Annotated in this window: 15 protein-coding genes and 1 pseudogene; 7 read left to right on the forward strand and 9 right to left on the reverse strand. The window is 66.5% G+C overall.

What is annotated here, in order from left to right; genetic code table 11:
- Positions 1 to 44 precede the first annotated feature (44 nt).
- Positions 45 to 3077 (reverse strand): sugar-binding domain-containing protein, encoded by a 3033-nt coding sequence (locus tag IFT82_RS14675; protein WP_244646778.1) that lies wholly within the window; start codon positions 3075 to 3077, stop codon positions 45 to 47.
- A 19-nt stretch (positions 3078 to 3096) separates the two neighbouring features.
- Here IFT82_RS14675 and IFT82_RS20570 point away from each other — a divergent pair, with 19 nt between their 5' ends.
- The 3 genes from IFT82_RS20570 (at position 3097) to IFT82_RS14685 (ending at position 4441) form a co-directional block, all read left to right on the forward strand.
- Complete coding sequence (locus tag IFT82_RS20570) at positions 3097 to 3291, forward strand: hypothetical protein (protein WP_207105793.1); 195 nt, start codon at positions 3097 to 3099, stop codon at positions 3289 to 3291.
- Positions 3292 to 3334: 43 nt separating this feature from the next.
- Positions 3335 to 4084 carry a FadR/GntR family transcriptional regulator gene (locus tag IFT82_RS14680; protein WP_192128105.1) on the forward strand — a complete coding sequence of 250 codons (750 nt, stop codon included), beginning with the start codon at positions 3335 to 3337 and terminating at the stop codon, positions 4082 to 4084.
- Positions 4085 to 4255: 171 nt separating this feature from the next.
- Positions 4256 to 4441 (forward strand): hypothetical protein, encoded by a 186-nt coding sequence (locus IFT82_RS14685; protein ID WP_244646789.1) that lies wholly within the window; start codon positions 4256 to 4258, stop codon positions 4439 to 4441.
- Positions 4442 to 4543: 102 nt separating this feature from the next.
- Here the strand turns inward: IFT82_RS14685 and IFT82_RS14690 are convergent, their stop codons facing one another.
- Complete coding sequence (locus IFT82_RS14690; RefSeq protein WP_244646779.1) at positions 4544 to 6334, reverse strand: putative bifunctional diguanylate cyclase/phosphodiesterase; 1791 nt, start codon at positions 6332 to 6334, stop codon at positions 4544 to 4546.
- Between the two features lie 302 nt (positions 6335 to 6636).
- Between IFT82_RS14690 and IFT82_RS14695 the strand changes: the two genes are divergently transcribed.
- Positions 6637 to 8286 (forward strand): Na+/H+ antiporter, encoded by a 1650-nt coding sequence (locus tag IFT82_RS14695; RefSeq protein WP_192128109.1) that lies wholly within the window; start codon positions 6637 to 6639, stop codon positions 8284 to 8286.
- Positions 8287 to 8351: 65 nt separating this feature from the next.
- Positions 8352 to 9359, forward strand: coding sequence for a zinc-dependent alcohol dehydrogenase family protein (locus tag IFT82_RS14700; RefSeq protein ID WP_192128110.1), 1008 nt, complete (start codon positions 8352 to 8354; stop codon positions 9357 to 9359).
- A 4-nt stretch (positions 9360 to 9363) separates the two neighbouring features.
- Here IFT82_RS14700 and IFT82_RS14705 read toward each other — a convergent pair whose 3' ends face one another.
- From IFT82_RS14705 to IFT82_RS14730, 6 genes are all read right to left on the reverse strand, one after another.
- Positions 9364 to 11142 (reverse strand): methyl-accepting chemotaxis protein, encoded by a 1779-nt coding sequence (locus IFT82_RS14705; protein ID WP_192128112.1) that lies wholly within the window; start codon positions 11140 to 11142, stop codon positions 9364 to 9366.
- A gap of 1 nt (position 11143) precedes the next feature.
- Complete coding sequence (locus tag IFT82_RS14710) at positions 11144 to 13183, reverse strand: TonB-dependent receptor plug domain-containing protein (RefSeq protein ID WP_192128114.1); 2040 nt, start codon at positions 13181 to 13183, stop codon at positions 11144 to 11146.
- Positions 13183 to 13665, reverse strand: coding sequence for a YfiR/HmsC family protein (locus tag IFT82_RS14715; protein WP_342355122.1), 483 nt, complete (start codon positions 13663 to 13665; stop codon positions 13183 to 13185). The genes IFT82_RS14710 and IFT82_RS14715 overlap by 1 nt, the downstream gene beginning before the upstream one ends.
- Before the next feature lie 280 nt (positions 13666 to 13945).
- Positions 13946 to 14824: a hypothetical protein gene (locus IFT82_RS14720; RefSeq protein WP_207105794.1), complete on the reverse strand. Its 879-nt coding sequence runs from the start codon at positions 14822 to 14824 to the stop codon at positions 13946 to 13948.
- Complete coding sequence (locus IFT82_RS14725; RefSeq protein WP_192128125.1) at positions 14821 to 16092, reverse strand: PQQ-dependent sugar dehydrogenase; 1272 nt, start codon at positions 16090 to 16092, stop codon at positions 14821 to 14823. The genes IFT82_RS14720 and IFT82_RS14725 overlap by 4 nt, the downstream gene beginning before the upstream one ends.
- Before the next feature lie 121 nt (positions 16093 to 16213).
- Entirely contained in the window at positions 16214 to 16807 is a 594-nt protein-coding gene (locus IFT82_RS14730; RefSeq protein WP_192128127.1) for a cysteine hydrolase family protein, read from the reverse strand.
- A gap of 274 nt (positions 16808 to 17081) precedes the next feature.
- Here IFT82_RS14730 and IFT82_RS14735 point away from each other — a divergent pair, with 274 nt between their 5' ends.
- Complete coding sequence (locus tag IFT82_RS14735) at positions 17082 to 17237, forward strand: hypothetical protein (RefSeq protein ID WP_192128129.1); 156 nt, start codon at positions 17082 to 17084, stop codon at positions 17235 to 17237.
- Between the two features lie 359 nt (positions 17238 to 17596).
- On the opposite strand, the gene IFT82_RS14740 is transcribed toward IFT82_RS14735, so the two are convergent.
- Complete coding sequence (locus IFT82_RS14740; protein WP_244646780.1) at positions 17597 to 20152, reverse strand: TonB-dependent receptor; 2556 nt, start codon at positions 20150 to 20152, stop codon at positions 17597 to 17599.
- Positions 20153 to 20570: 418 nt separating this feature from the next.
- Here IFT82_RS14740 and IFT82_RS14745 point away from each other — a divergent pair.
- Positions 20571 to 20669: pseudogene (locus IFT82_RS14745) on the forward strand (transposase); the annotation flags it as partial.
- Positions 20670 to 20798: the final 129 nt, after the last annotated feature.

The raw sequence follows: 20798 nt of genomic DNA on the forward strand, positions 1-20798 counted from the left end.
ATGGTAGTACGACGCGGCACCGGTCGTGATGTCCGCACATCCGGTTATTTGTCCGGGGTGGCGACCGGTCCGTGAAAGTCCGCCTCGACGATCGCCAGCCGCCAGCCGACGGGAACCGCATCGGCACCGGTATCGCCCGATTGCCTAGCGGTGCCGAGTTCGACGATCCGGCCGAACGCGTCGCGATCCGCAGTCGGCCCCGTCTGGGCGATCCGCAGGACGCTGCCGGTCGCCGCCGGAAAGGCGATCGTGGCATAGCCGAGTTGCCGCTCGGTCTCCCCCTTCCACACTTCCCTGCCATCGAGCGTCAGGCGCAGGGGATAGGCACGCGATCGCCAGCCGATCAGTTTCAGTTCGATCTCGTTCAGCGTCACGGGCCGGTCGAAACGGTATTCGATCCAGGCGGTATCGGGCTTGCCGTCGCTCGCCCAGCGCGACAGTTCGTTGTCGTCGATGGTCTTCGCCGCCTCGGCCGGATTGGACCCCGCGACGATGCCCGTCGGCACCATGGTAGCGCGGGTGATCCGGTAGGACGGCCCCGCCGGGGTCGGGCCGCGGGTCAGCAGGCCGGGCTGCGCCTCCTCGGCAAAGCTGCGCGACAGCCCGCCGTGAACCTTACCCGCCGCGACGGTGGGGATGACGAGCGTCGCGCCCTTCAGACCCGCCGCCGTGGCGGTAAGCCGGACCGGACCGCGCTGCGTGCCGGCACGCAGCAGGATACGGTTGATGCCCGCTTCCACCGGCAGCGTCTTCGACAGGATGTAGTTGTCCTCGCCACGTGCGGTGCCGGCGGTCGGCGTCGTGCCCGGAATGGCTTCGGCCTGCACCGCGACGGCGGCGCGGGGCTTGCCGGAACTGTCGCCCTGCGCGATCCCGCCGCGCCATTCGGCAGGGCCGGTCAGCGCGAAGGCGACCTTGTCGTTGGCGGTGGGCACGCGCCGTCCCCGGGCATCGACCACCTCGACATCGACCAGCGCGATGTCGGCGCCGTCCATCACGAAGCCGCGCGGGCCGGTACGCGGCACCAGCCGCAACGCGACCGGCGGCCCGGCGGTCTCCACGGCATGCCCGGACCGGCGGCCATCGCCCCCCGTCGCCACCGCGCGCAACGTGCCCGCCTGCCAGGCCACGCCCGGCCAGGTGAACAGGAACCCGGTCGACCGCTTCCCCGGCCCCAACGAGCGACCGTTGAGGAACAGGTCGATCGTCTCGCCATTGGAGACGACGCTGACGTCCTTCGTGGTGCCCGCGGGATAGGTCCAGTGGCCGATGATGTGGGTGGCGGGCGTCTCCGGATCGACCCAGCCGTTCCACATGACCTGGTGTGCGAAGAATCCCTCCTTGGGCAGCCGCACCGCGTCGACCTCGCCAGAGCGACGATAATTATTGTCGCCGCGATAATGGGTGTTGCTGTCCGACCAGATGATGTTGACGCCGCCCGAACTCACCCGTCGGCCGGTGCCGGGGCGGATACGGTAATAATCCCACCAGCGCCGCACATCCTCGATCGCGTGGCTGTCCTGATTGCGATTATAATCGGGCGCGTTCTTGTGGAAGGGCGGCGTGAATTCGTCCTGATACAGCCGGGCGCCCTCGTCGCGGCTATATTCCATCGCCCACATCGGGTGCTTCGCACTCTTGTTGATATAGAGCATCTCGCCGCCATATTCGGCGATCCTGCTGTCGAGCATCTCCCGCGATCCGATCGCACGGCCGCCATGCGGATCGTAGCGGTCGCGGATCGCCTTCATCTCGATCATGTGCGGCTCGCTGATGCTTTCGTTGCCGCTTTCATAGAACAGGATCGAGGGGTTGTTGTGGTTGTAGACGATCGCGCTCCGCATCTGCTCCTTGCGCTGTTCCCAACGGCGCCCCTCCACGTCGTGCTCGGCATCGCCCGCGGGCATCGCCTGCGGCATCCCGACCCGGTCGGCGGATTCGATATCCTGCTTGGACGGGGTGATGTGCATCCAGCGGACCATGTTGCCGCCGCTTTCCACCAGCATCGCATTGGAGAAATCGCTGATCCAGGGCGGGATCGACACGCCGACCGCCGGCCATTCGTTCGACGTGCGCTGGGCGTAGCCATGGACCTGCATCACCCGCCCGTTCAACTGGATCATGCCGTCGCCGAACCGCGTGCTGCGGAAGCCGGTCAGCGTGTCGACCGCGTCGATCGCCTTGCCGCCCTCGATCAGGCTGGTCGTCACCCGGTAGAGATAGCCATAGCCCCAACTCCAGAAATGCAGGTCCGACAGCCGTCCCGCCGCCGCCAGCACCCGCGTCTCGCCCGGCGCCAGCGTCACGGTGCCGCCGTCCAGCCGCCCGACCAACCGACCGTCGCGGTCGCGCACCTCGGCCCGGTAGGCCAGCGTGCGCGGGCGCACCTCCTCATTGCGGACCTGCGTTTCGGCATGGACGGTGGCGGCGCGACCGGCGATGTCGAACCCGTCCGCCCAGATATACTGGCCGGTGGTGCCCAGATCGGCGTACAGCGGCAGTGTCTGGTAGGTGCGCGGCGTCAGGTGGAGCCGGACGTTTCTGGTGATGCCGCCGTAATTGACGTTGAAGTTGCGGTCGTTCCACTGAAAGCCGCTGCCGCCGGCCCGCTCCTTGTAGCGCCAGTCATTGTCGACGCGTACCGCGATCAGGTTCTCGCCGGGCCGCAGCGCCGCCGAGATATCTGCGCCGAACGCCATCGCGCCGCTTTCCGACAGGATGACCGAGCGGCCGTTGACCCAAACCTCGGCGGCCTGCCGCACCCCCTCGAACTCCAGGAACGCCTTGCCCGTCGCGGCACCGCGCGGTAGCGTGATCCGCTTGCGATACCAGATGATGCCGGTCGACAGGTCCTTGATATCGCGCGCGAACGCCTCGCGCTCGTTGAACGCGTTGGGCAATGTCACCGTCTGCCAGCCGCGATCGTCGAAACCGGCCTGCGCCGCGCCTGCCGGATCGCCTGTCGTCATCCGCCAGTCGGGATTGAGGTTGAAGGTGCTGCGGCCCGAGGCGACGACGCGGGAGGCATCATGGGCGGATACCGCAGGCGTGCCCAGCGCGATGGCGGCAACCGCCATAAGGGAGCGCCGACGCATCATGCGCGACACGGCGGCAAGCGGCTTCGGGCACCGCCCGATCTGGGTCTTCAACATCCTGCCCGCTCCATCCCCATCCGACGATTTCCAGGAAGGTTCGGCAACTTCCGTTCCCTCCCGATTTCTCATCTGGCCTGAGCAGAGTGCACATGTTGGTCAGACATGGCAAGCCGGTGATACCGGATCGCTGTTCTAACAGCTTGTCTTGCCTCCATATCTCCTCTGCCCGAAAAGGCCCCATGATCCACGGCACCCAGAAATTGTACCAGCGCGTCGCCGAAGCACTGGCGGCGGCGATCGCGGCGGGGCGATATGCGGTGGGCACCCGCCTGCCGGCGGAACGTGATCTGGCCGTGGAGTTCGCGGTGAGCCGGCCGACGATCCGCGAGGCGATGATCGCACTGGAAATGCGCGGCATGGTCGAGGCGCGCAACAAATCCGGCGTTTATGTGATCGGCGACAAGGCCAGCGATGGGCGACTGAACGAACTGGATGTCGGCGCCTTCGAACTGATCGAGGCGCGAACCATGGTCGAGGGGGAGGCGGCGGCGCTGGCAGCGGTGGCGATCGACGAGGCGACGATCGGCAAACTTCGCGAACTGCTGGACGCGATGACCATCGAGGCGGACCAGCGCGACAAGGTCGATGTCGACCGCGACTTCCATCTGCTCGTCGCGGCCGCCTCCGGCAACAGCCTCGTCAGGTCGATGATCGAATCACTCTGGGACATCCGGGAGAGTTCGCCGATGTGCGTCCACATGTTCGCCCAGGCACGGCGCAACGGCGTCGCCCCACGGGTCGGGGAACACCGTGCCATCGTCGATGCACTGGCCGCCCGCGACAGCAAGGCGGCCCGCCATGCGATGCGCAGTCATCTGATGCGCGTGACCGAGGACCTGCTGGAAGCGACGAGGCTGGAACTGATCCAGCGCGCCGAAGCCGATTACGATGCGCGGCGCAGCCACATCAATCGGCGGACCGGCGCCTGATGGCCGCAGCCTGTCGAAGGCCGATGGCGAAAGTCATGGGAACGCGACCCGCTGCGCCGCTACCCGTTGTCTCCGCCCGTTATCCCTGCCCGTTGCCGATCGCCCGATCCATCATCTGACATGGCACGTTCTGCTGTCCCATCGGTTGAAAGCGACTGTAGGAGAACAGCCGTGCCGTCGGACCGTATCGTAGCAGTGGGCTTCCTGACCCAGAGTGATCTGAAACTTCTGGGTCAGGGTTTCGATCGCCTGTTCCCGGTGACCGACGATGCGACATTCGACGATCTCCTGAAACAGCTGGAAGGGATCACGGGCGTTCCGACCGACGAGAATGCCGGTAAAGCGGCCGGAAAATGACACGTCTTCCCGGCGTCCGATATGGATCGCCGACACCGACGATGCCGTGCGCCCGCCTTGGCAACGACTGCCACCGTCCTTCCGGTCGATAACTTCCGGCCCTCAAGCAGCGCGTGACGACGGTCGGCCCTGCTGTTGCCGATCCGTGATCCATCGCATGAATGGCGCGGGCTGCATCGGCCGGGCAAACCAGAAACCCTGCGCTTCCTCACAGCCGAAACCGGTCAGCACGGCGGCGGCTTCCGCCGTTTCGATGCCTTCCGCCACGACCCTGAAACCCAGTTTATGTGCCAGCCCGATCATCGTCTCGACCAGCACGAAGTCCGGTCCGGTCGCACCCGTCAGGTTGCGGATGAAGGCCTGATCGATCTTCACGACCCGCGCGGGCAGACGCTGGAGATAGGCGAGGCTGCTGTGCCCGGTACCGAAATCATCGATCGCGAGGCAGATGCCCGCCGCCGCCAGTTCGTGGAGCATGGCGAGCGCCCGGTCTGGCTGGGCCATGATCGCGCTTTCCGTCAGTTCGATTTCCAGCCGGTCGGAACGCAGCCCCCGCTTCAGGAGGCCAAGCTGGATGCGCTCGATCAGATCGTCCTCGCTGAAATTGGCTGCGGAGATGTTGACGGACACCGCGATATCGCAATCGGGCCATTCGGCCAGTTGGGTCATGGCGGCGTCAAGCACCCACTGCGTCGTCGGCCGGGCCAGCGAGGTCTGTTCGATGATCGGAATGAATTCGCCCGGAGATATCTCGCCCAGACGGGGGTGACGCCAGCGCAGCAGCGCCTCTGCGCCGATGCAGCGCCCCGTCGCCAGTTCGATCCGCGGCTGATACTCCAGCCGAAGCTGATCGCCCGCGTCCAGCGCCGCGCCGAAATCGCGCAACAATGCGTATTGGCGGCGATGCGCGATGTCGTTCGATGGGGAATAGAGCGCGATCGCGCCGTCGACGCTGCGCGCATCCTGGGCGGCGCTGGCGGCCCCGCGCAACACGTCGTCCGCCGACACGTCGCCGAGGGTGAACGGGCGTAATCCGATCGCGACGTTCGTGACGAAGCGGACCGACGACGATGCCCGGATCGCCGCGAAACCGGCGCGCAGTTCCTCCTGGTACGCGGCATGCTCGACGCCGGGGGGCGACAGGAACGCGAACTGTGCGGCCCCGACATGATAGGCGGGACGCGCCGATCCCAACGCGTTGCGCAACGCCCGTGATGCCTCGCGAATCATCTCGTCGACGCGCGCACCGCCCATCGCCCGGGCGATACGGCTGATCTGGTCGTCACGCGCCAGATCGACGACGACCGCCAGCCGTGACTCGCCCGGACGATCCCGGGCGAGATCGATCAGATCATCGTGGAACTGGCTTCTCGTCGGCAGGCCGCTGACGGGATCGATCCGTCCGAAGGCATGTTGCAGTTCGATCTGCGCCATGACCATCGCCGCCAGATCGACCAGCGCCGCCAGTTCGGCCGGAGACGCCCGTCGCGGTGCCATCCCCAGCACGCACAGCGCGCCCAGCCCATGCCCATCGCGGGTGACCAGAGGCGCCCCGGCATAGAAGCGGGTCCCCGCCCGCCCCAGCACGCTGTCGGCATAATATGGGTCCGCCTGAAAATCCTCGATCACCAACGGCTGCGTCGTCGCCGCCACCTGCGCGCAGGGCGCCGTGTCGCGAGGAATGCTCCAGTGATCGATCCCGACCCGTGACTTGAACCATTGGCGGTCGCGGTCGGTCAACGAGACGGCCGCCACCGGCAGGCCGAATATCTGGCTGGCCATCCGCGTGATGCGATCGAAGCTCTCGCTGGGCGAGGTGTCGAGCAGCGAGAGCTGGTACAACGCGTCCAGTCGAACTTCCTCGCGATGATCGCAGACTGAATAACTCATCATTCGAGAAGTAATTTCAATATCTTAATGGTTGGTAAGACCGACCGTTGAAATCGCCTGCCCGCCCGGTGCCGATCCGGCCGGCCGGCCGATGTACCTGCGTGGCCCGGAGCCCATGCTGCGGGTGGCGATCCGACGCCCCATGCGCGCCTATGCGCTTGCTGACGGCGAATCGCGGCAAGACAGACCTCTACAGGGCCTCGCCGGCAGGATTCCGCCGACGCCTTCCCCCGTTCGGTCGCGACGATGGGGAACCGCTACGGCCTCTGCACCGTACCATCGGAGGATCATGGGAGCATTCGCGTTTGGACGTCGTCACCCTTTGCCTGTTTCTGCTGCTCGCCGTCGTCGTCAGCGGCATTCTGTCCCGCCTCCTGCCGTCCGCGCTGCCGCGACCATTGGTGCAGATCGCGCTGGGGGCGGTGATCGGCACCGCGGCGGGAACCCGGGTCGAACTCGATCCCGAACTCTTCTTCCTGCTGCTGGTCCCGCCGCTGCTGTTCCTCGACGGCTGGCGCATCCCCAAGGACGAACTGTTCCGCGACGGCAAGGCGGTGCTGGGCCTCGCGCTGGGACTCGTGTTCCTGACCGTGCTGGGTCTTGGCCTGTTCGTCCACTGGCTGATCCCGACGATGCCGCTGGCGGTGTCGTTCGCCCTGGCGGCGGTCGTGTCGCCGACCGATCCGATCGCGGTGGGCGCCGTGGCGCAGAAGGTGCCGATCCCCAAGCGCATGATGCATATCCTGGAGGGGGAGTCGCTGCTGAACGATGCCTCCGGACTGGTCTGCCTGCGTTTCGCGATCGCGGCGGCATTGAGCGGCACCTTCTCGCTGGCCACCGCGGCGGGCACCTTCGTATGGATGGCCCTGGCGGGCGTGGCGATCGGTGGCGCGGTGACGTGGCTCGCTATCAGCGGCAAGGCGCTGTTCGCCCGGCATTTCGGCGACGATCAGGGGTCCAGCATCCTTGTCAGCCTGTTGTTGCCGTTCGGCGCCTATCTGGCCGCCGAGCACCTCCACGCATCGGGGGTGCTGGCCGCGGCGGCAGCGGGTATCGCCATGACGTTCGCCGGCAGCGGGGCCGCGGTCGGCGCCTCCACCCGCATCCGTCAGCGGGCGGTGTGGGACATGCTCCAGTTCACTCTGAACGGCGTCATCTTCGTGTTGCTGGGGGAGCAATTGCCCGGCCTGCTCATCGGCGCGCGGGCGGCGGTCGCCGGCACGGGGCACGAGGGCGCCGGATGGCTGGCCGTCTATGTCATCGCGATCGTCGCCGTGCTGGCGGCCCTGCGCTTCGGCTGGGTCTGGCTGTCGTTGCAACTCACGCTGTTCCGGGCGCGGCGCAGGGGCGGTGCCGATCCGGGCAGTCCCCCGCGACGCATCATCGGCGCGATGTCGGTGGCGGGGGCACGCGGGGCGATCACGCTGGCCGCCGCCCTCACCCTGCCGCTGACGCTGTCCGACGGCACGCCCTTTCCGGCGCGCGATCTGGTGATCCTGCTGGCCTCGGGAGTGATACTGGCATCGCTCGTCATCGCCTCGATCGGATTGCCGTTGCTGCTTCGGGGGTTGCGACTGCCGGTCGATGAGGGCGCGGCGGGCGAGCGCGACCATGCCCGGATCGTGACGGCCAAGGCGGCGATCGCGGAGATCGAACGCGTCCAGCACGACCTCGCGGCGAACAGCGACGAGGCCGATCGTTACACCGATATCGCGGCAAGGCTGATGGCGCAGTATCGCGAGCGGATCGAAAGCCTCGGCGCCGACGAGGAACGACGGATCGAAGAGGACAGGAATCGGGGCATCGACCGGGAACTGCGCCTCGCGGCGATACGGGCGGAACGGCAATCGCTGTTCGCGATGGCCGAGCGACGGGAGATCGGCCTTACCCTGGCGGAACAGCTCGGCCGCGAACTCGATCTGAGCGACGCCCGCCTCACCCGCCTGGGCGGCTAGGCGCGAGGGGGCGGAGCATGGATCGATCTGGTCCGCACCACGCTCTGGTACCGAAGGAGACGACGATGAAGGCGATGACATTGCATGCCCCGGCGGGTCTGGACAATCTGCGCTTCGGCAAGCGGGCCGATCCGGGCGAGCCGGGGCCGGGCATGATCCGGGTCGCGCTGCACGGCAGTTCGCTCAATTTCCACGATCTCGGGGTGGTCATGGGCAAGATGCCCAGCGCGGACGGTCGCGTGCCGCTCGCCGATGGTGCCGGTATCGTGGAAAGCGTCGGCGCGGGCGTGTCGGAATTTGTCGCGGGCGATCATGTCGTATCCTGTTTTTTCCCCGACTGGCTCGATGGCCCGCCGACGATCGCGGATTTCAGCCGCACGCCGGGTGACGGCATCGATGGCTTCGCGCAGGAATATGTCGTGCTGCCGGCGACCGCGTTCACCAGCGCGCCCAGGGGTTATGACGCGGTCGAGGCGGCGACGATCACCACCGCCGGATTGACCGCCTGGCGCGCGCTGGTCGTCGATGGCAAGCTGAAGGCCGGCGATACCGTGTTGCTACTGGGCACCGGCGGCGTCTCGATCTGGGCGTTGCAGATCGCCAAGGCGATGGGGGCGATCTTGGCGATCACCTCGTCGTCGGATGCGAAGCTGGAACGGGCCCGGACGCTGGGCGCCGACTTCCCGGTGAATTACGGACGTGAACAGGCATGGGGACGACAAGTGGCCGACTGGACCGGTGGCCGGGGCGTGGACCATGTCGTCGAGGTGGGCGGGCCAGCGACCCTCGCCCAGTCGATCGAGGCGGTGCGCGTGGGCGGGCATATCTCCCTGATCGGCGTGTTGACCGGCCGGGGTGGCGAGGTGCCGACCGCCGCCCTGATGGCGAAGCAGGCGCGGTTGCAGGGGCTGATCGTCGGCAGCCGCCGCGAGCAGCAGGATTTCGTCCGGGCGCTGGAAGCCACGTCGATCCGGCCCGTCGTCGATCGCCGTTTCCCGCTCGAAAAGCTTGCCGAGGCCTTCGCGTTCGAGGCGGGCGGCGGCCATTTCGGCAAGATCGGGATCGAATGGTAGGAACCTATCGCCTTTGTGCGGTGGTAAAGTGGCCGGTGAACGTTGCGGCTTCCACGGACAGCTTATGCAGCATCGCCTTTAGCGCCAGACTGCTTTTCCGCACCTGATCGAGCGAGACGGTGTTGTCGTTGACCGAGACGATGATCTCCCGGCTCGCTTCCGTCAGTGCCTGGCTGCGATCGCCGACCGCCGCGATGCGACCGTTGAGGTTTTCGATCGAGGCAGTCTGGCCCCGCGACATCGCCGCGACCCGGCCGGCGCCGTCGTCCATCTCGGCGATCAGCGACCCCAGGCTTTCCGTGCTGGTGACGATGGACCGAATCTGCCGCTGGACGTTCTCGATCGCGGTGCGCACGTCATTGGCGTTCTCGCCGGTGCGCCCCGACAGCGACTTGATCTCGGCGGCCACCACGGCGAACCCAGCGCCAGCCGGCCCGGCCCGCGCCGCCTCGATCGTGGCGTTCAGGGCCAGCAAGTTGGTCTGCTTGCTGATCGAACCGATGACGTCGGCGATCTGTTCGATGCTGCTGGCCTGCGCCTGCGACAGCGCGACGTTCTCGTTCGCCTTGCGGGCATGGACGCTGATCGATCGGGCGGCACTGCTCGTCCCTGCCGCTTCGCGGTCGATCTCGTCGAAGGCGCGGGCGAGCGAATGGGTTTCCTGCCCCGCCTCGTGCATCTCGGTGGCGAACAACTGCGCCACGGTGTCCAGTTCGGCCGCAAGCCGCCGGTTGCCGTCGATCAGGCCGGCCAGATCGCTGGCGTTGCATTCCAACTGATCCATCGCCTGCTGCGCATCGCGGATGGTGCCGGCAACCTGCCGCTCGAAAGCATCGGCCAGCGACCTGAGGGTCGCGCGGCGTTCCTCCTCGCCCTGCCGTTCCACCGATGCGATCACCTGCGCCTGACGCTGTTCCTCCTGCTCCGCCTGCCGGCGCAGTGCCGTGGTCTGGGTTTCCAGCTCGCGGGCCTTGTGACGCTGCGCCTGGAAGCCGGCCAGCGCGGTCACGACATGGCCCAGTTCGTCACCACGCCGGAACGCATCCAGATCGATGGCCCGGTTGTTCATCACCGCATCGGTTGCAGTGGCGATATCGGTGATCGATGCCACAGTGGAACGCCCGATGACATAGGCCATGAGCAGCCCGACCGCCGCCGTCACGGCAAAGGCGAACAACAGGATGGCCAGGGTCAGCCTGGTCGCGAACAATGCACCGGCCGCGCTGTCTGTGGCCCGGGTGACCCCCGTTGCGGTGATCTGCCGGATACGCATCTCGACCTTGCGGGCATTGGCACGGAACGGCTGGATCATCGTCGCGGTGCTGGCGAAATCGATCTCCAGCATCGATGTCAGCACCTCGACGGTTTCGACATAGCGATCGATATCGGCGATCAGGCGGGCCAGTTCGCTTTGTGCCGGGTGACGGCGGCGATAGTCGACGACGGCGACCCGGACATCGCGCAGTTCGTCGCGCACCGCCTGCGTCTGTTCGCCGATCGGCGTCGCAGGCGCGGCGGCGCGGGTCACCAGCAGGTGATACACGTCCGAATTCGCGCTTTCGAACTTGCGGGCCGCGGCGTTCAGCTGGGCGATGTCCCGCATGTCGTCGTTGACGATCTTCGACACGCTGTGGCCGGCGACCAGCAGGGCCGCCGTGCTCGTCGCGGCCATGACGACGAACAGTACCAGCATGATGACCGGCGTGGCGGCGACCTTCAGGGCGATCGAGCGGTCGGACAGCCGCAAGCGGCTACCCAGCCGCCGGGATAGCGCATCCAGCATGTCAGATCGCGAACCGCAGACCGATCCGGATGCGCCGATCGGCCGGAATGGGGGAAACCGCCGCTCCACCAGTCAGCGTCATGTTTTCGCCGGCACCGAAGACCTCGATCCCGGGAGCAAGCGAGAAACCCGCCCGCAGATCGACCGCCATCGCATCATCGACCGGATAGAGCGACAGTTCGGAGGCGGACGAGAAGGCGAACTGACGGGTGCCGGAGGTATATCGGGCCACGCCGGACAGTGACAGCCGTCCGACCGTATAGCCCAACGTGATGTTGGCCTTGTGCACCGGGGTGGTCGATCGGGGCGAGAGGGCATAGGGGATGGGTATCGTGAGGGAGGCCAATTGCTCGTCCGTGCGCGTCCAGGTGTAATTGCCACGCCATGTCAGGCCACCGGTCATGCCAGAGACGGACAATTCCGTACCATAGGTCGTGTAGTCGCCGATCGCCGCGAACCGCGCCACCAGCGAGGGAAGCGGGGTCAAGAACAATTCGGTCCGCACACCGTCGCCCGGCGAGGCGATCGCACCGTCCGTTCGTGTGACGAATGCCGTCAGTTCCAGTTGTGCCGGGCCGACCATACGCACGTACCCGACCTCGCCGCTCCACATGCTGGCCGGGTCGATACGCGCCGACCCGACCGCAAAGACGGGAACGGGCAATGGCGTGATGATCTGCAGCCTCGTGCCGAAATTGACCAGCGACGGCAGTTGATAACCATGGCCGCCATTGATCCGCAGCGAACCTTGCTCGTCGAGGCGAACCAGCAGCGCGGCGTTGAAGCTGAACCTGGTGAACGCCCGATCGAACGCGCGCGGATCGTCATAGGCGGGTTGAACGATCGCACCGCCCTGATGCAACCACAGGCGATCGAGCCGTCCCGCCACCGTCAGCGACAGGCGATCGTCGGGATGCAAATCCAGCATCGCGTTCGCCGACGCCACGTCATAGGAGATCCGTTCCGCGAACTGCTGCGCCGAACGCAGCCGGTTGTTGCGGTACTCGGCGCCGAGGCGCAGTGTGTCGCTAGTACCCAGCCGGACCAACGTCGACGCCTGGGTGACGATGATCCGGTTTTTCAGGATGACGGGAATACCGGCATCGGCCGTCGTGCCGATGCCATATCGTACGTCCAGCCAGTTGACGTACCCGTTCAGCGTGATCCCGCCCCATCCCGTGTCACGGGTCGCGGTGGCATGGACATTGTCGTTGCGGTAACGCTGGTTGGACAGCAACTGGCTCGGCAGATACTCGATCTGTTGATTGGTGGCATGGCCACCGCCCACCGTCATCCCTAGTCCGTCGAACGAACCGATGACCTCGCCCGATATCTGACCGCTGTCGGTATCGACCACCATCGGAGGTCGCAACAGAGGCGCGGGGATGCGGCGTTCGTTTTCGCTGGCATGGCCCCCCGCCACCTTAAGACCGATCTTCGGCGTGACGGGCAGCATCACCGATCCCGCCAGCCTGCCGATACCGTAATTGCCCCATTCCGCCGTGGCCGTCGCAGCAGGTGAATTACCGACGCGGCGGGTAATGATGTTGACGACCCCGCTGGCGGCGTTGAATCCGAACAGCGCGTTGGCGGGTCCCCGCACCAGCTCGATCTGCTGGATCTCGTCGAGTTGCACGCCGAGCAGGTTCCAGTCGGTCATCCCGTAATGGTCGAGATAGACCTGCCGGCCATCGACCAGCACGAGCAACCGGGCATTGTAGGTCTGCGCACCGCCGCGCACCGCGACGTCGCGTTGACCGGCCGTCCACTGGTTCACGTCGATCCCGGCATAGGTCTTCAGCAGCCCCGGCACGTCGCGCGCTGGCGAACGCGCGATCTCCGCCTGCGTGATGATGATCGTCGAGGCGGGCAGTTCGGATGCGCGTTGCGGCTTGCCGGTGACGCTGGTCGTCACCGGTTCGCCGATCGCATCCTGCAACGCCTGATAGTCAATCGATTGCGCGACCGCAGCCGGTGCTACGGCGGTGGCACCGGCGAGCACGACGGCACGGAACGCGCTTTTTCGCAAGGACGCGGGCATCAGATTTCCTTGACCAGCATCAGGAATGCCGATCCGAACCGGATATTGGCCGCCCGCGCGGCGGCACGGCTGACGGTGATCTGCACCTTGGGACTGGTGGCGATGCCGACCACGCAATGGCCCGCCTGCACGCAGGCGGGGTCCGATGAGATGGTCAGCACCGACGAGCGCGCGGCCGCCGCTGATATGTCGCCTTGCTCGCCGCGCAGGCCGGCCGTCACGAATGCGACCTGATATCCCGTCAGGTTCCCCATCGATCCGATGGGCACGCGCCGCGTCTTGAGCGTGCCCCGGCCGGCGGCGATCCCCGACCCCGTCATTCGCTCGATCGCGTCCGCCTCCGCTTCCGATGCCTCGTTGCCGGGGGCGAACAGGATAGCTGCCGGGACAGCTCCGGCACGGGCAGGCTGCACGAACGACACGACCCGTGCCGCGATCGGTACGTTAAGACCAGCCGACGTCGGCGTCGCCCATCCCAACACTGCCAATCCACATGCCAACCTGCCTGAATGCAACGGAACACCCCTATCAATCTGCGAGGTTTCTTAGGGGATTGCCACTATCCAACTGGTTAACGCGACCCGCGAAACACAGTCGCCAACGCTGAATCTATCACGCGGACAAACGGTAACCCCTTGGGCCGTCGGCATCGCTTGCGCTGCCACCCGGGGGGGTTGGGATGGTGCTGGTGCTGGCAGGAGTGATCGGCATATTGCGGGTGCGCGGGGCATCCTGAATCCGTCGCCGCGACAGCGCCCGCCCCTACCAGACGAACGCGACGGACAGCGTCGCATGGGGTACGATGCGCGCCGTCGTGCCGCCGGGCGAATCGAGCCGGCGCAACCGGTCGTCGCGGATCAGGGCGAGCATCGCGGCCTGAAGCGTCGCCCTCACCCCACCGAGTCGAAGCGGCCGGTCGAGCGTGACCCCGCCACTACCATATATCCGGTCGCCGCTGCCGGCGGCGTAGAAACCATGCCAGCCGATGCCGACGGTGACCGGCAGGCCCAGCCTCGTCGCATCCTCGCCATCGGACAGCGCGACCGACGGCGCGATTCCCAGGATCGTGTAGAACCCCCCCTCACCTTTCGTTCGCCGTGTGATCGCGACACGCGGCCGGAGTCGCCCGATCCCGCCATCGGTCGCATGAAGAAACGTCAGGCTGGCCTCGTGGCTCGTCGGTGCGACGCCGTTCGGGCTGGTCTTGATCGCATAGGTGACGGCCGCATCGACACCATTGGCCGGCCGCCAGGCAAGGCCGATCAGGTTGTTGCTCTCATACCAGGCGCGCGGACCCGCCCGCTCGTCGCGACGTGGCGCATGGAAGCCGTTCGAACTCTGGCCCATCAGGAACACCGTTCCGCGTCGTGCCGCGTCACGGTGCATCACGACCACGCCGCCGACCGCCACATGGACGGGTATACGCCCCAGCCCCGCGTCGTCATCGTCATAGGCACCGCGCGCATAATCGCCGTTGCGCCCGTCGACCGACAGGATCGGATGGACCCCGGCATCGTCCACATCGATCCGCGTCAGCGTCGCATCCTCGGTGTCGGCAAACGGAACCGTCTGTGCCGGTGCCGCGGTCGCACCGGTCAGCGCGGCGATCAGAAAAAGGACGCCCTTGCCCGGATCGCTCACGATGTTGGACGAACGAGCCACACCGTGTCACCGGCATCGTCGACCACGAAGATCGCCCCGTCGTCTCGCGTCTGGATACTGACCGGGCGGCCATAGACGTCGCCTTTCTTGGCATCGGCCACGAAGCCGGTCAGGAAAGGCTGTGGTGCCGCGGTCGGCCGCCCTGCGGCGAACGGCACCGCCAGTACGTCATAACCGCTGAAGCTCGACCGGTTCCACGAGCCATGCCGCGCGACGAAGGCCGTCTGCGGACCCGCCTTGGAAAAGGCAAGCCCCAGTGCAGCACTGTGCGGCCCGACCGCCACGTCGGGCAACAACGTGGTCGGCAGCAGATCGCGACGGTCGTTGGCGTGGCGGGGATCCTGCTTGCCGTAATAGCTGTAGGGCCAGCCATAGAATCCGCCCTCGCGCACCCCCACCAGATAATCGGGGGCGATGTCGTCGCCGATCTCGTCACGCTCGTTGACGGCGGCCCACAACGTCCCGCTATCCTGCGCCCAGGCCATGCCGACCGGATTGCGCAGGCCGGAGGCGTAGAGCCGTTCCCGACCCGTCGCGAGATCGACCGCCAGGATGGCGGCACGGCGCTTCTCCTCGTCCATGCCATGTTCGCCGACATTGGATGCCGAGCCGACCGACACGTACAGCGTCCTCCCATCCAGACCCAACAACAGGTTTCGCGTCCAGTGGTTGTTGTAACCGCCCGCCGGCAGCGCGATCAGCGGCCGGGGCGCATCGGCGATCCGCGTCTGTCCGGGGCGATAGGGAAAGCTCACCACCCCGTCGGTATTGGCGACGTACAGGCGACCGTTCGCATATTGGATACCGAAAGGCTGGTTCAGCCCCTCGCGCAGCACGAAACGCTGCTCGGCGACGCCATCGTGGTTCGCATCGCGCAACAGGGTCAGGCGATTGGCGCTGTATCCCGTCGTCTTCGACAGCGCCTGTCCGCGTTGTACCTCGGGGTCCGCATCCAGCTTGGGTTTGGTGCGGGCTTCCGCGACGATCACGTCGCCATTGGGCATCAGCAGCGCCTGACGGGGATAGTCCAGTCCGCCGGCGAACCTCACCACCTCATACCCGCGCGGCGCCACCGGCTTGCGCCCCTCGGGCCAGCCGATCGTGCGGGGATGGTTGACCACCGACCCGGTGGCATAGGGTTCGGGCTGCGTCCCCAGTCCGATCACCTTCGCGGAGGTTTGCGCCTGCGCCGTCCCACCAGACATGGCCGAGGCGAGAATCAGGCTGGCGAATACGGCGTTGGTCATGACGGCTCCCGACTTGCTGGGACGAGAACAATCCGAACTGGCCGTTTATCCTCGGGGCCAAAGCATTATTTCCGGCTTATGTCGCTATCACAGGTATTTACGTCGATGGCACGGCGGAGCGTCAGGACAGCACCACGTTCCGCCCCGCCCAGTCGTCGACGGCAAGCGCATCGATCTGCCGCACGATCCCACGAGTCATCGCCCGCGGCACGACCACGTGGAAGCCGCGCGCCAATAATCCCTCCACCGCCCAGCGCACGCAGAAATCGGCCGCGACGCCCGTCACGATCACCTCGTCGACGCCGCGCGTCTTCAGGTCGGCGAAGAAGCGGTCGCGCGGTATCGCCGGTCGATCGGGCGCACGGACATCATCGATCGTCACGTGCGGTTCCTCCCACATCGCGAACACGCCCTTTTCCAAGCGGTAGAGCGGCACGGCCGGATCGATCGCCGCCGGGTCGAGCGCCGATCGCCACCCGGCGCTGCCGCGCACGCAATGCAACGGAAACTGCGCCGCCTCCCCCGATGAGGGATAGGTTGCGGCATCATGCGTGTCGAAGGTCATCAACACGCCGTCGATATCGCCCGGATCGAGCGCGGCCAGCCAGTCGTTCATCGGCCCGACCAGCGTTTCGGCGCCCGCCACGTACAGCGCGCCGTCAGGCAGCATGAAATCCCGTTGCGCATCCACCACGATCACGAACCTGCCGGTCATCTTCCCATCCTCCGTATCCGCAACACCCGACATAAAGGCGAAACGCCTGTCATCGGGCGATCGCCCACGCGGGCGAAGCCTCGAGTCCATGATATCGGGCGATGCATACATCGTTGCCATCGACAATAATTCTACTTGGCCCGAACCGCCATGCGACGGCAGTATGGCCGATATGGCACCAATATCATCCATTCTGATGCTGACAGCCGCGTTGAGCGGCTTGGCGACCACCGAAATCTCACAGTCCGCCCGGCATGCGCAAGACCCGGCACCGATGGGCGAAGATAGCCCGGCTACGCGCTTCACGCTCGCCAACGGGTTACGGGTGGTGGTGCAACCCGACCGGCGGGTGCCGATCGTCTCTGTGGTGCGGCAGCGGAGTGACGCGCCTTATGGCCGGGATCAGGCGACCTGCGTGCCATTAGCGTAGAGCGGGCACGACAGTGGTTCCGCGATTTCTACGGCCCCGCGAACGCCACGCTGATCGTTACCGGCGCCTTCACGCGCACCGGATACCGGTATCTAACGCCCTCCACCACGCCGGGCAACGTCATCCTCGCGCAGCCGCGCGACGGCTATAACGTCTACGGCTTCTATACCCAACCGATCGTCTCTTGAGCCGATGACCCCGGTGTGGGTCATCGGCAATGCCTGCACAAACGGCTGGCGCCGATGGCCTGGTCACCGACGCCAGATCGGCCAATCACCTTGTCGATCTCGATATCGTCCATCAGATACCGGCGAACCGACGAGTGTTGGCGTGGCGGCCCGATCGGGCGGGTATGACAATCAGAACAGCTTGCGGATACCCACCCGGATCGACCGGCCGACCGGATCGATGAAGGCGGGCTGGAACCGGTTGGGTACCGCCCCTGTCCGGTCGGTCACGTCGATGCGGTCGTTCAACAGGTTTTCGACCGTCAACTGCATCGACAGGCGTTTCGTCCACGGCCGCGCGACCAGCTTCTCGATATCGATCTGGCTGTAGAGCACGATCCAGGTCCTTCCCGAGAAACTCAGGTCGGAGGCGGCAAGATCGCTCCTGATCCGCGTCGGCCCTTGCAGGCGCGAAAAGGTGCCGAGATTGAACGGACCCATGTTGCCGCCGATATGGGCCTCCACCTCCCAGCGCGGCCGGCCGCCGGTGCCGTTCAGCGTCTCGCCGTCCAGCAGGTCGAGCGGTGCGAGGCCGGGGCGCAATGTCACCACATTGTCCAGCCGTATCGACGTCGTCACCGAGGCGAAGATGCTGGGCCGGGGCTTGGGCGGCGCGGGGGGCGGCGTCGGCACGGTCGCCGACAGCCCGGCCGGCGGGGCGGGCGGCGGCGGTGGCGTCGGCCCAATCTGCAGGTACAGGCTGGTCGTCAGCCGCAGCTTGCGCTCGCGCTCGCGGTCGATGTTGACCGAACGCAGATCGACCTGCGTCAGCACGCCCCCGGCATCGCGCACGAACCGGTCGGGAAAGGCGCGCTGCACGGCCGGTGTCGCCGCCCCCAGCATCACTGCCTGATTACGGATGCGCGTGTCGAGATAATCGATGCCCAAGCGCAGGTCCTTGCCCTTGAGCGGCGTGACCGCGATGCCCAGCGTCGTCACCCGCCGCCGCTCGGGTGCCAGTGCGGCATTGCCGCCGGCCACCGTCGTCACCAGCACGCTGTTCCCGGTCGCGAAGTCGAAGAACGGGATGTTGGGGGCCGCCAGCGTCGGATCGGTCAGTAGCGAGATCGCGGGGGCCGCCTGCGTCTCGTTGACCGAGGCGTTGAACTGGACCGGCCGCATCGGCGCCCAGTTCATCCCATAGTTCAGGTTCAGCAACTTGCCGAAATCCGACACGTCCGACAGGCCGATCATCCCGTTCGCGCTCAGTTGGCCCAGGCGGGTCAGGAACTGCCCGTCGGGGCGGGCGATCGGCAGCGTCGCGTTGATGCTGCCACCCCGGGTCGTCCGTGTCAGGTCGACGCGCGTATCGGCGATCGCGGACTGGAACCCGCTGCTCGACGACCGGGCATAGTCCGCCGTCAGCGTCACCTGCGCGGGGCCGGCGGGCAGGCGCAGTGTGGGGCCGGTCGCCACCACCTTGCTCACCACGGTACCGGTCACCGTACGGCTGCGATTGGCGATCAGCACCGCCTGTGCGGGATCGATCGGTGCCAGCGGATTTCCGCCCGCCACCACCGCATCCTGCAACGGATCGACCGCGATCCCCTGGTCCGACACGGCCACCCCGCGCACCCGGTCGTAATTGGTCGTGGTGTTCCACGTCCACCGCCCGATGCCGCCCTGCAGGGTACCGCCGGCATGGAGGTTCAGGCTGGTGTTGCGCTGGCGCAGGACGGTATCGGGCAGATAGCGATAGAGCAGCACGTCATCGGCGAACGGCAACGCCGGATTGTCCCCCGGCACCGTCAGCAGCACCGGCGCCAAGCCGTTGCGCCCGACGCTGCGCTGCGCCTCCATCGACAGGTTGAGCGATCCGTCGAGGGAGCGGCCGATCGGCGATCCGATCGTCGCGTCCACGGTCACCCGGTCGCTGCGTGGCTGCAACCAGCGCCAGGGCCCCAGATCGGTGACCGCCGGCCGGTTGGCCGTCGCAAGGTAGCCGGCCAGCGCCCCACGCGCCGCCGGATCGGTGGGTACCGCCGCGACCGGTACCGTCACCCCCGCCAGCGCATCCAGCCGCGGATCGAGGCTGGCGCCGTTGATGCCGGTGACGTTGCCCTGCACGGCATACAGCACCGCCGGATCGGGGAGGATGCGGCGCTGCGTCTGTTCGACCGGGTTGATGCGCAGATGCGACACCGACAGCGAGGCGCGACGCGGCCCGTCGATCCGCGTCGCGGTCATCTCGGCGTAATTGGTCTCGCCGCCACCCTCGGTGGCGGTGCCAGGCAGCAGCTGCACCGTTACCGCGCGAAACTGCTTCTTGGTGATGAAATTGAGGATGCGCACGGTCGGCGCGAACCCGAAACGCGCCGCCTCCGCCTCCGGCAGCACCTCGGTCCGCTCGATCGCCTCGGGCGGGATCGACTGCAGCTCCTGATAGCCGGAAATGCGCCGTCCATTCAGCAGCAGCACCGGCTCGCCGCCAGTCGCCGACGTCGTCAGCGGCTTCAGCCGCTCGATCAGCTCCTTCATGCTGACCGCGCCCAGCGCATGGATCGCATCCGGGTTCAGCACGGCGACCGGTTCGATCTCGCCGATCGCAGAGCCTGCCATGCGCTTGCCCATGACGAGGATGTCAGCATCGTTCGCCATCGGTATCGCGACCTGCCCGCCAGCATCCGCCGTGGCCGTCCCTGCCTGCATCGTGGCGGCGGACAGACAGGCGAAAATCCCGATCACCATTCCCGCGCTCCATCGATACGGCCGGAACGACACCGCCCGGCCCGGACTGCCTGTACGGAATTTGTGGCGACTTTTTGACGGAAATGGCGATCGAACCACTGTATCTTATTTTTTACATTTGATGACCGATGACGGTGCAAGAACTAGTAAAATATTGGATAACTGCTGACCTATTGGCAAACTTGCATCCGACTTCAATAAGATCGTCAACATCCGATGTGGTCTGGACGTTGCCTCCGCACGACCTGCCAAAGCCCTTCCGTTAACTTGCCCCTTTGCCGACGGCACGTCACGGCGTTGCCTGTCGATCCGGATGCGATCGACGACGTACGCGCCGAATCTTGACCGAAACCGACGACTGACCTGCTCCCCAGGCATCAGGCCATCGGCACGTCAGCTTATCTGATGGAGACGGGCGATGCGGCGAGGCCGTTTTACTGAGGATCGGATCATTGGCGTGTTGCGCGAGCATGAGGCCGGCGTGACGACCGCCGACCTGTGCCGGAAGCACGGCATCGGCTCTGGGCTATGCTTGGACATCGGGTGCAACGTCACCGTGTAGGACCTGTTGTGTCGCGGCCGTTCGCGCCCGTTCGCGCCCATTCGGGCTTGTTCGGGCCGGTGTGTATCCCGGCGTCCGCCGAAC

The organism is Sphingomonas sp. CFBP 8760, assembly GCF_014841615.1.
In the GTDB taxonomy this organism is placed as follows: Bacteria; Pseudomonadota; Alphaproteobacteria; order Sphingomonadales; family Sphingomonadaceae; genus Sphingomonas.

What these genes read in the sequence shown, in the direction of transcription:
- IFT82_RS14705 (WP_192128112.1), bottom strand. Translation starts at nt 11,142, where the DNA reads ATGCTGGATGCGCTATCCCGGCGGCTGGGTAGCCGCTTGCGGCTGTCC.
- IFT82_RS14710 (WP_192128114.1), bottom strand. Translation starts at nt 13,183, where the DNA reads ATGCCCGCGTCCTTGCGAAAAAGCGCGTTCCGTGCCGTCGTGCTCGCC.
- IFT82_RS14730 (WP_192128127.1), bottom strand. Translation starts at nt 16,807, where the DNA reads ATGACCGGCAGGTTCGTGATCGTGGTGGATGCGCAACGGGATTTCATG.
- IFT82_RS14675 (WP_244646778.1), bottom strand. Translation starts at nt 3,077, where the DNA reads ATGGCGGTTGCCGCCATCGCGCTGGGCACGCCTGCGGTATCCGCCCAT.
- IFT82_RS14680 (WP_192128105.1), top strand. Translation starts at nt 3,335, where the DNA reads ATGATCCACGGCACCCAGAAATTGTACCAGCGCGTCGCCGAAGCACTG.
- IFT82_RS14700 (WP_192128110.1), top strand. Translation starts at nt 8,352, where the DNA reads ATGAAGGCGATGACATTGCATGCCCCGGCGGGTCTGGACAATCTGCGC.
- IFT82_RS14690 (WP_244646779.1), bottom strand. Translation starts at nt 6,334, where the DNA reads ATGATGAGTTATTCAGTCTGCGATCATCGCGAGGAAGTTCGACTGGAC.
- IFT82_RS20570 (WP_207105793.1), top strand. Translation starts at nt 3,097, where the DNA reads ATGCGCGACACGGCGGCAAGCGGCTTCGGGCACCGCCCGATCTGGGTC.
- IFT82_RS14740 (WP_244646780.1), bottom strand. Translation starts at nt 20,152, where the DNA reads ATGGTGATCGGGATTTTCGCCTGTCTGTCCGCCGCCACGATGCAGGCA.
- IFT82_RS14725 (WP_192128125.1), bottom strand. Translation starts at nt 16,092, where the DNA reads ATGACCAACGCCGTATTCGCCAGCCTGATTCTCGCCTCGGCCATGTCT.
- IFT82_RS14735 (WP_192128129.1), top strand. Translation starts at nt 17,082, where the DNA reads ATGGGCGAAGATAGCCCGGCTACGCGCTTCACGCTCGCCAACGGGTTA.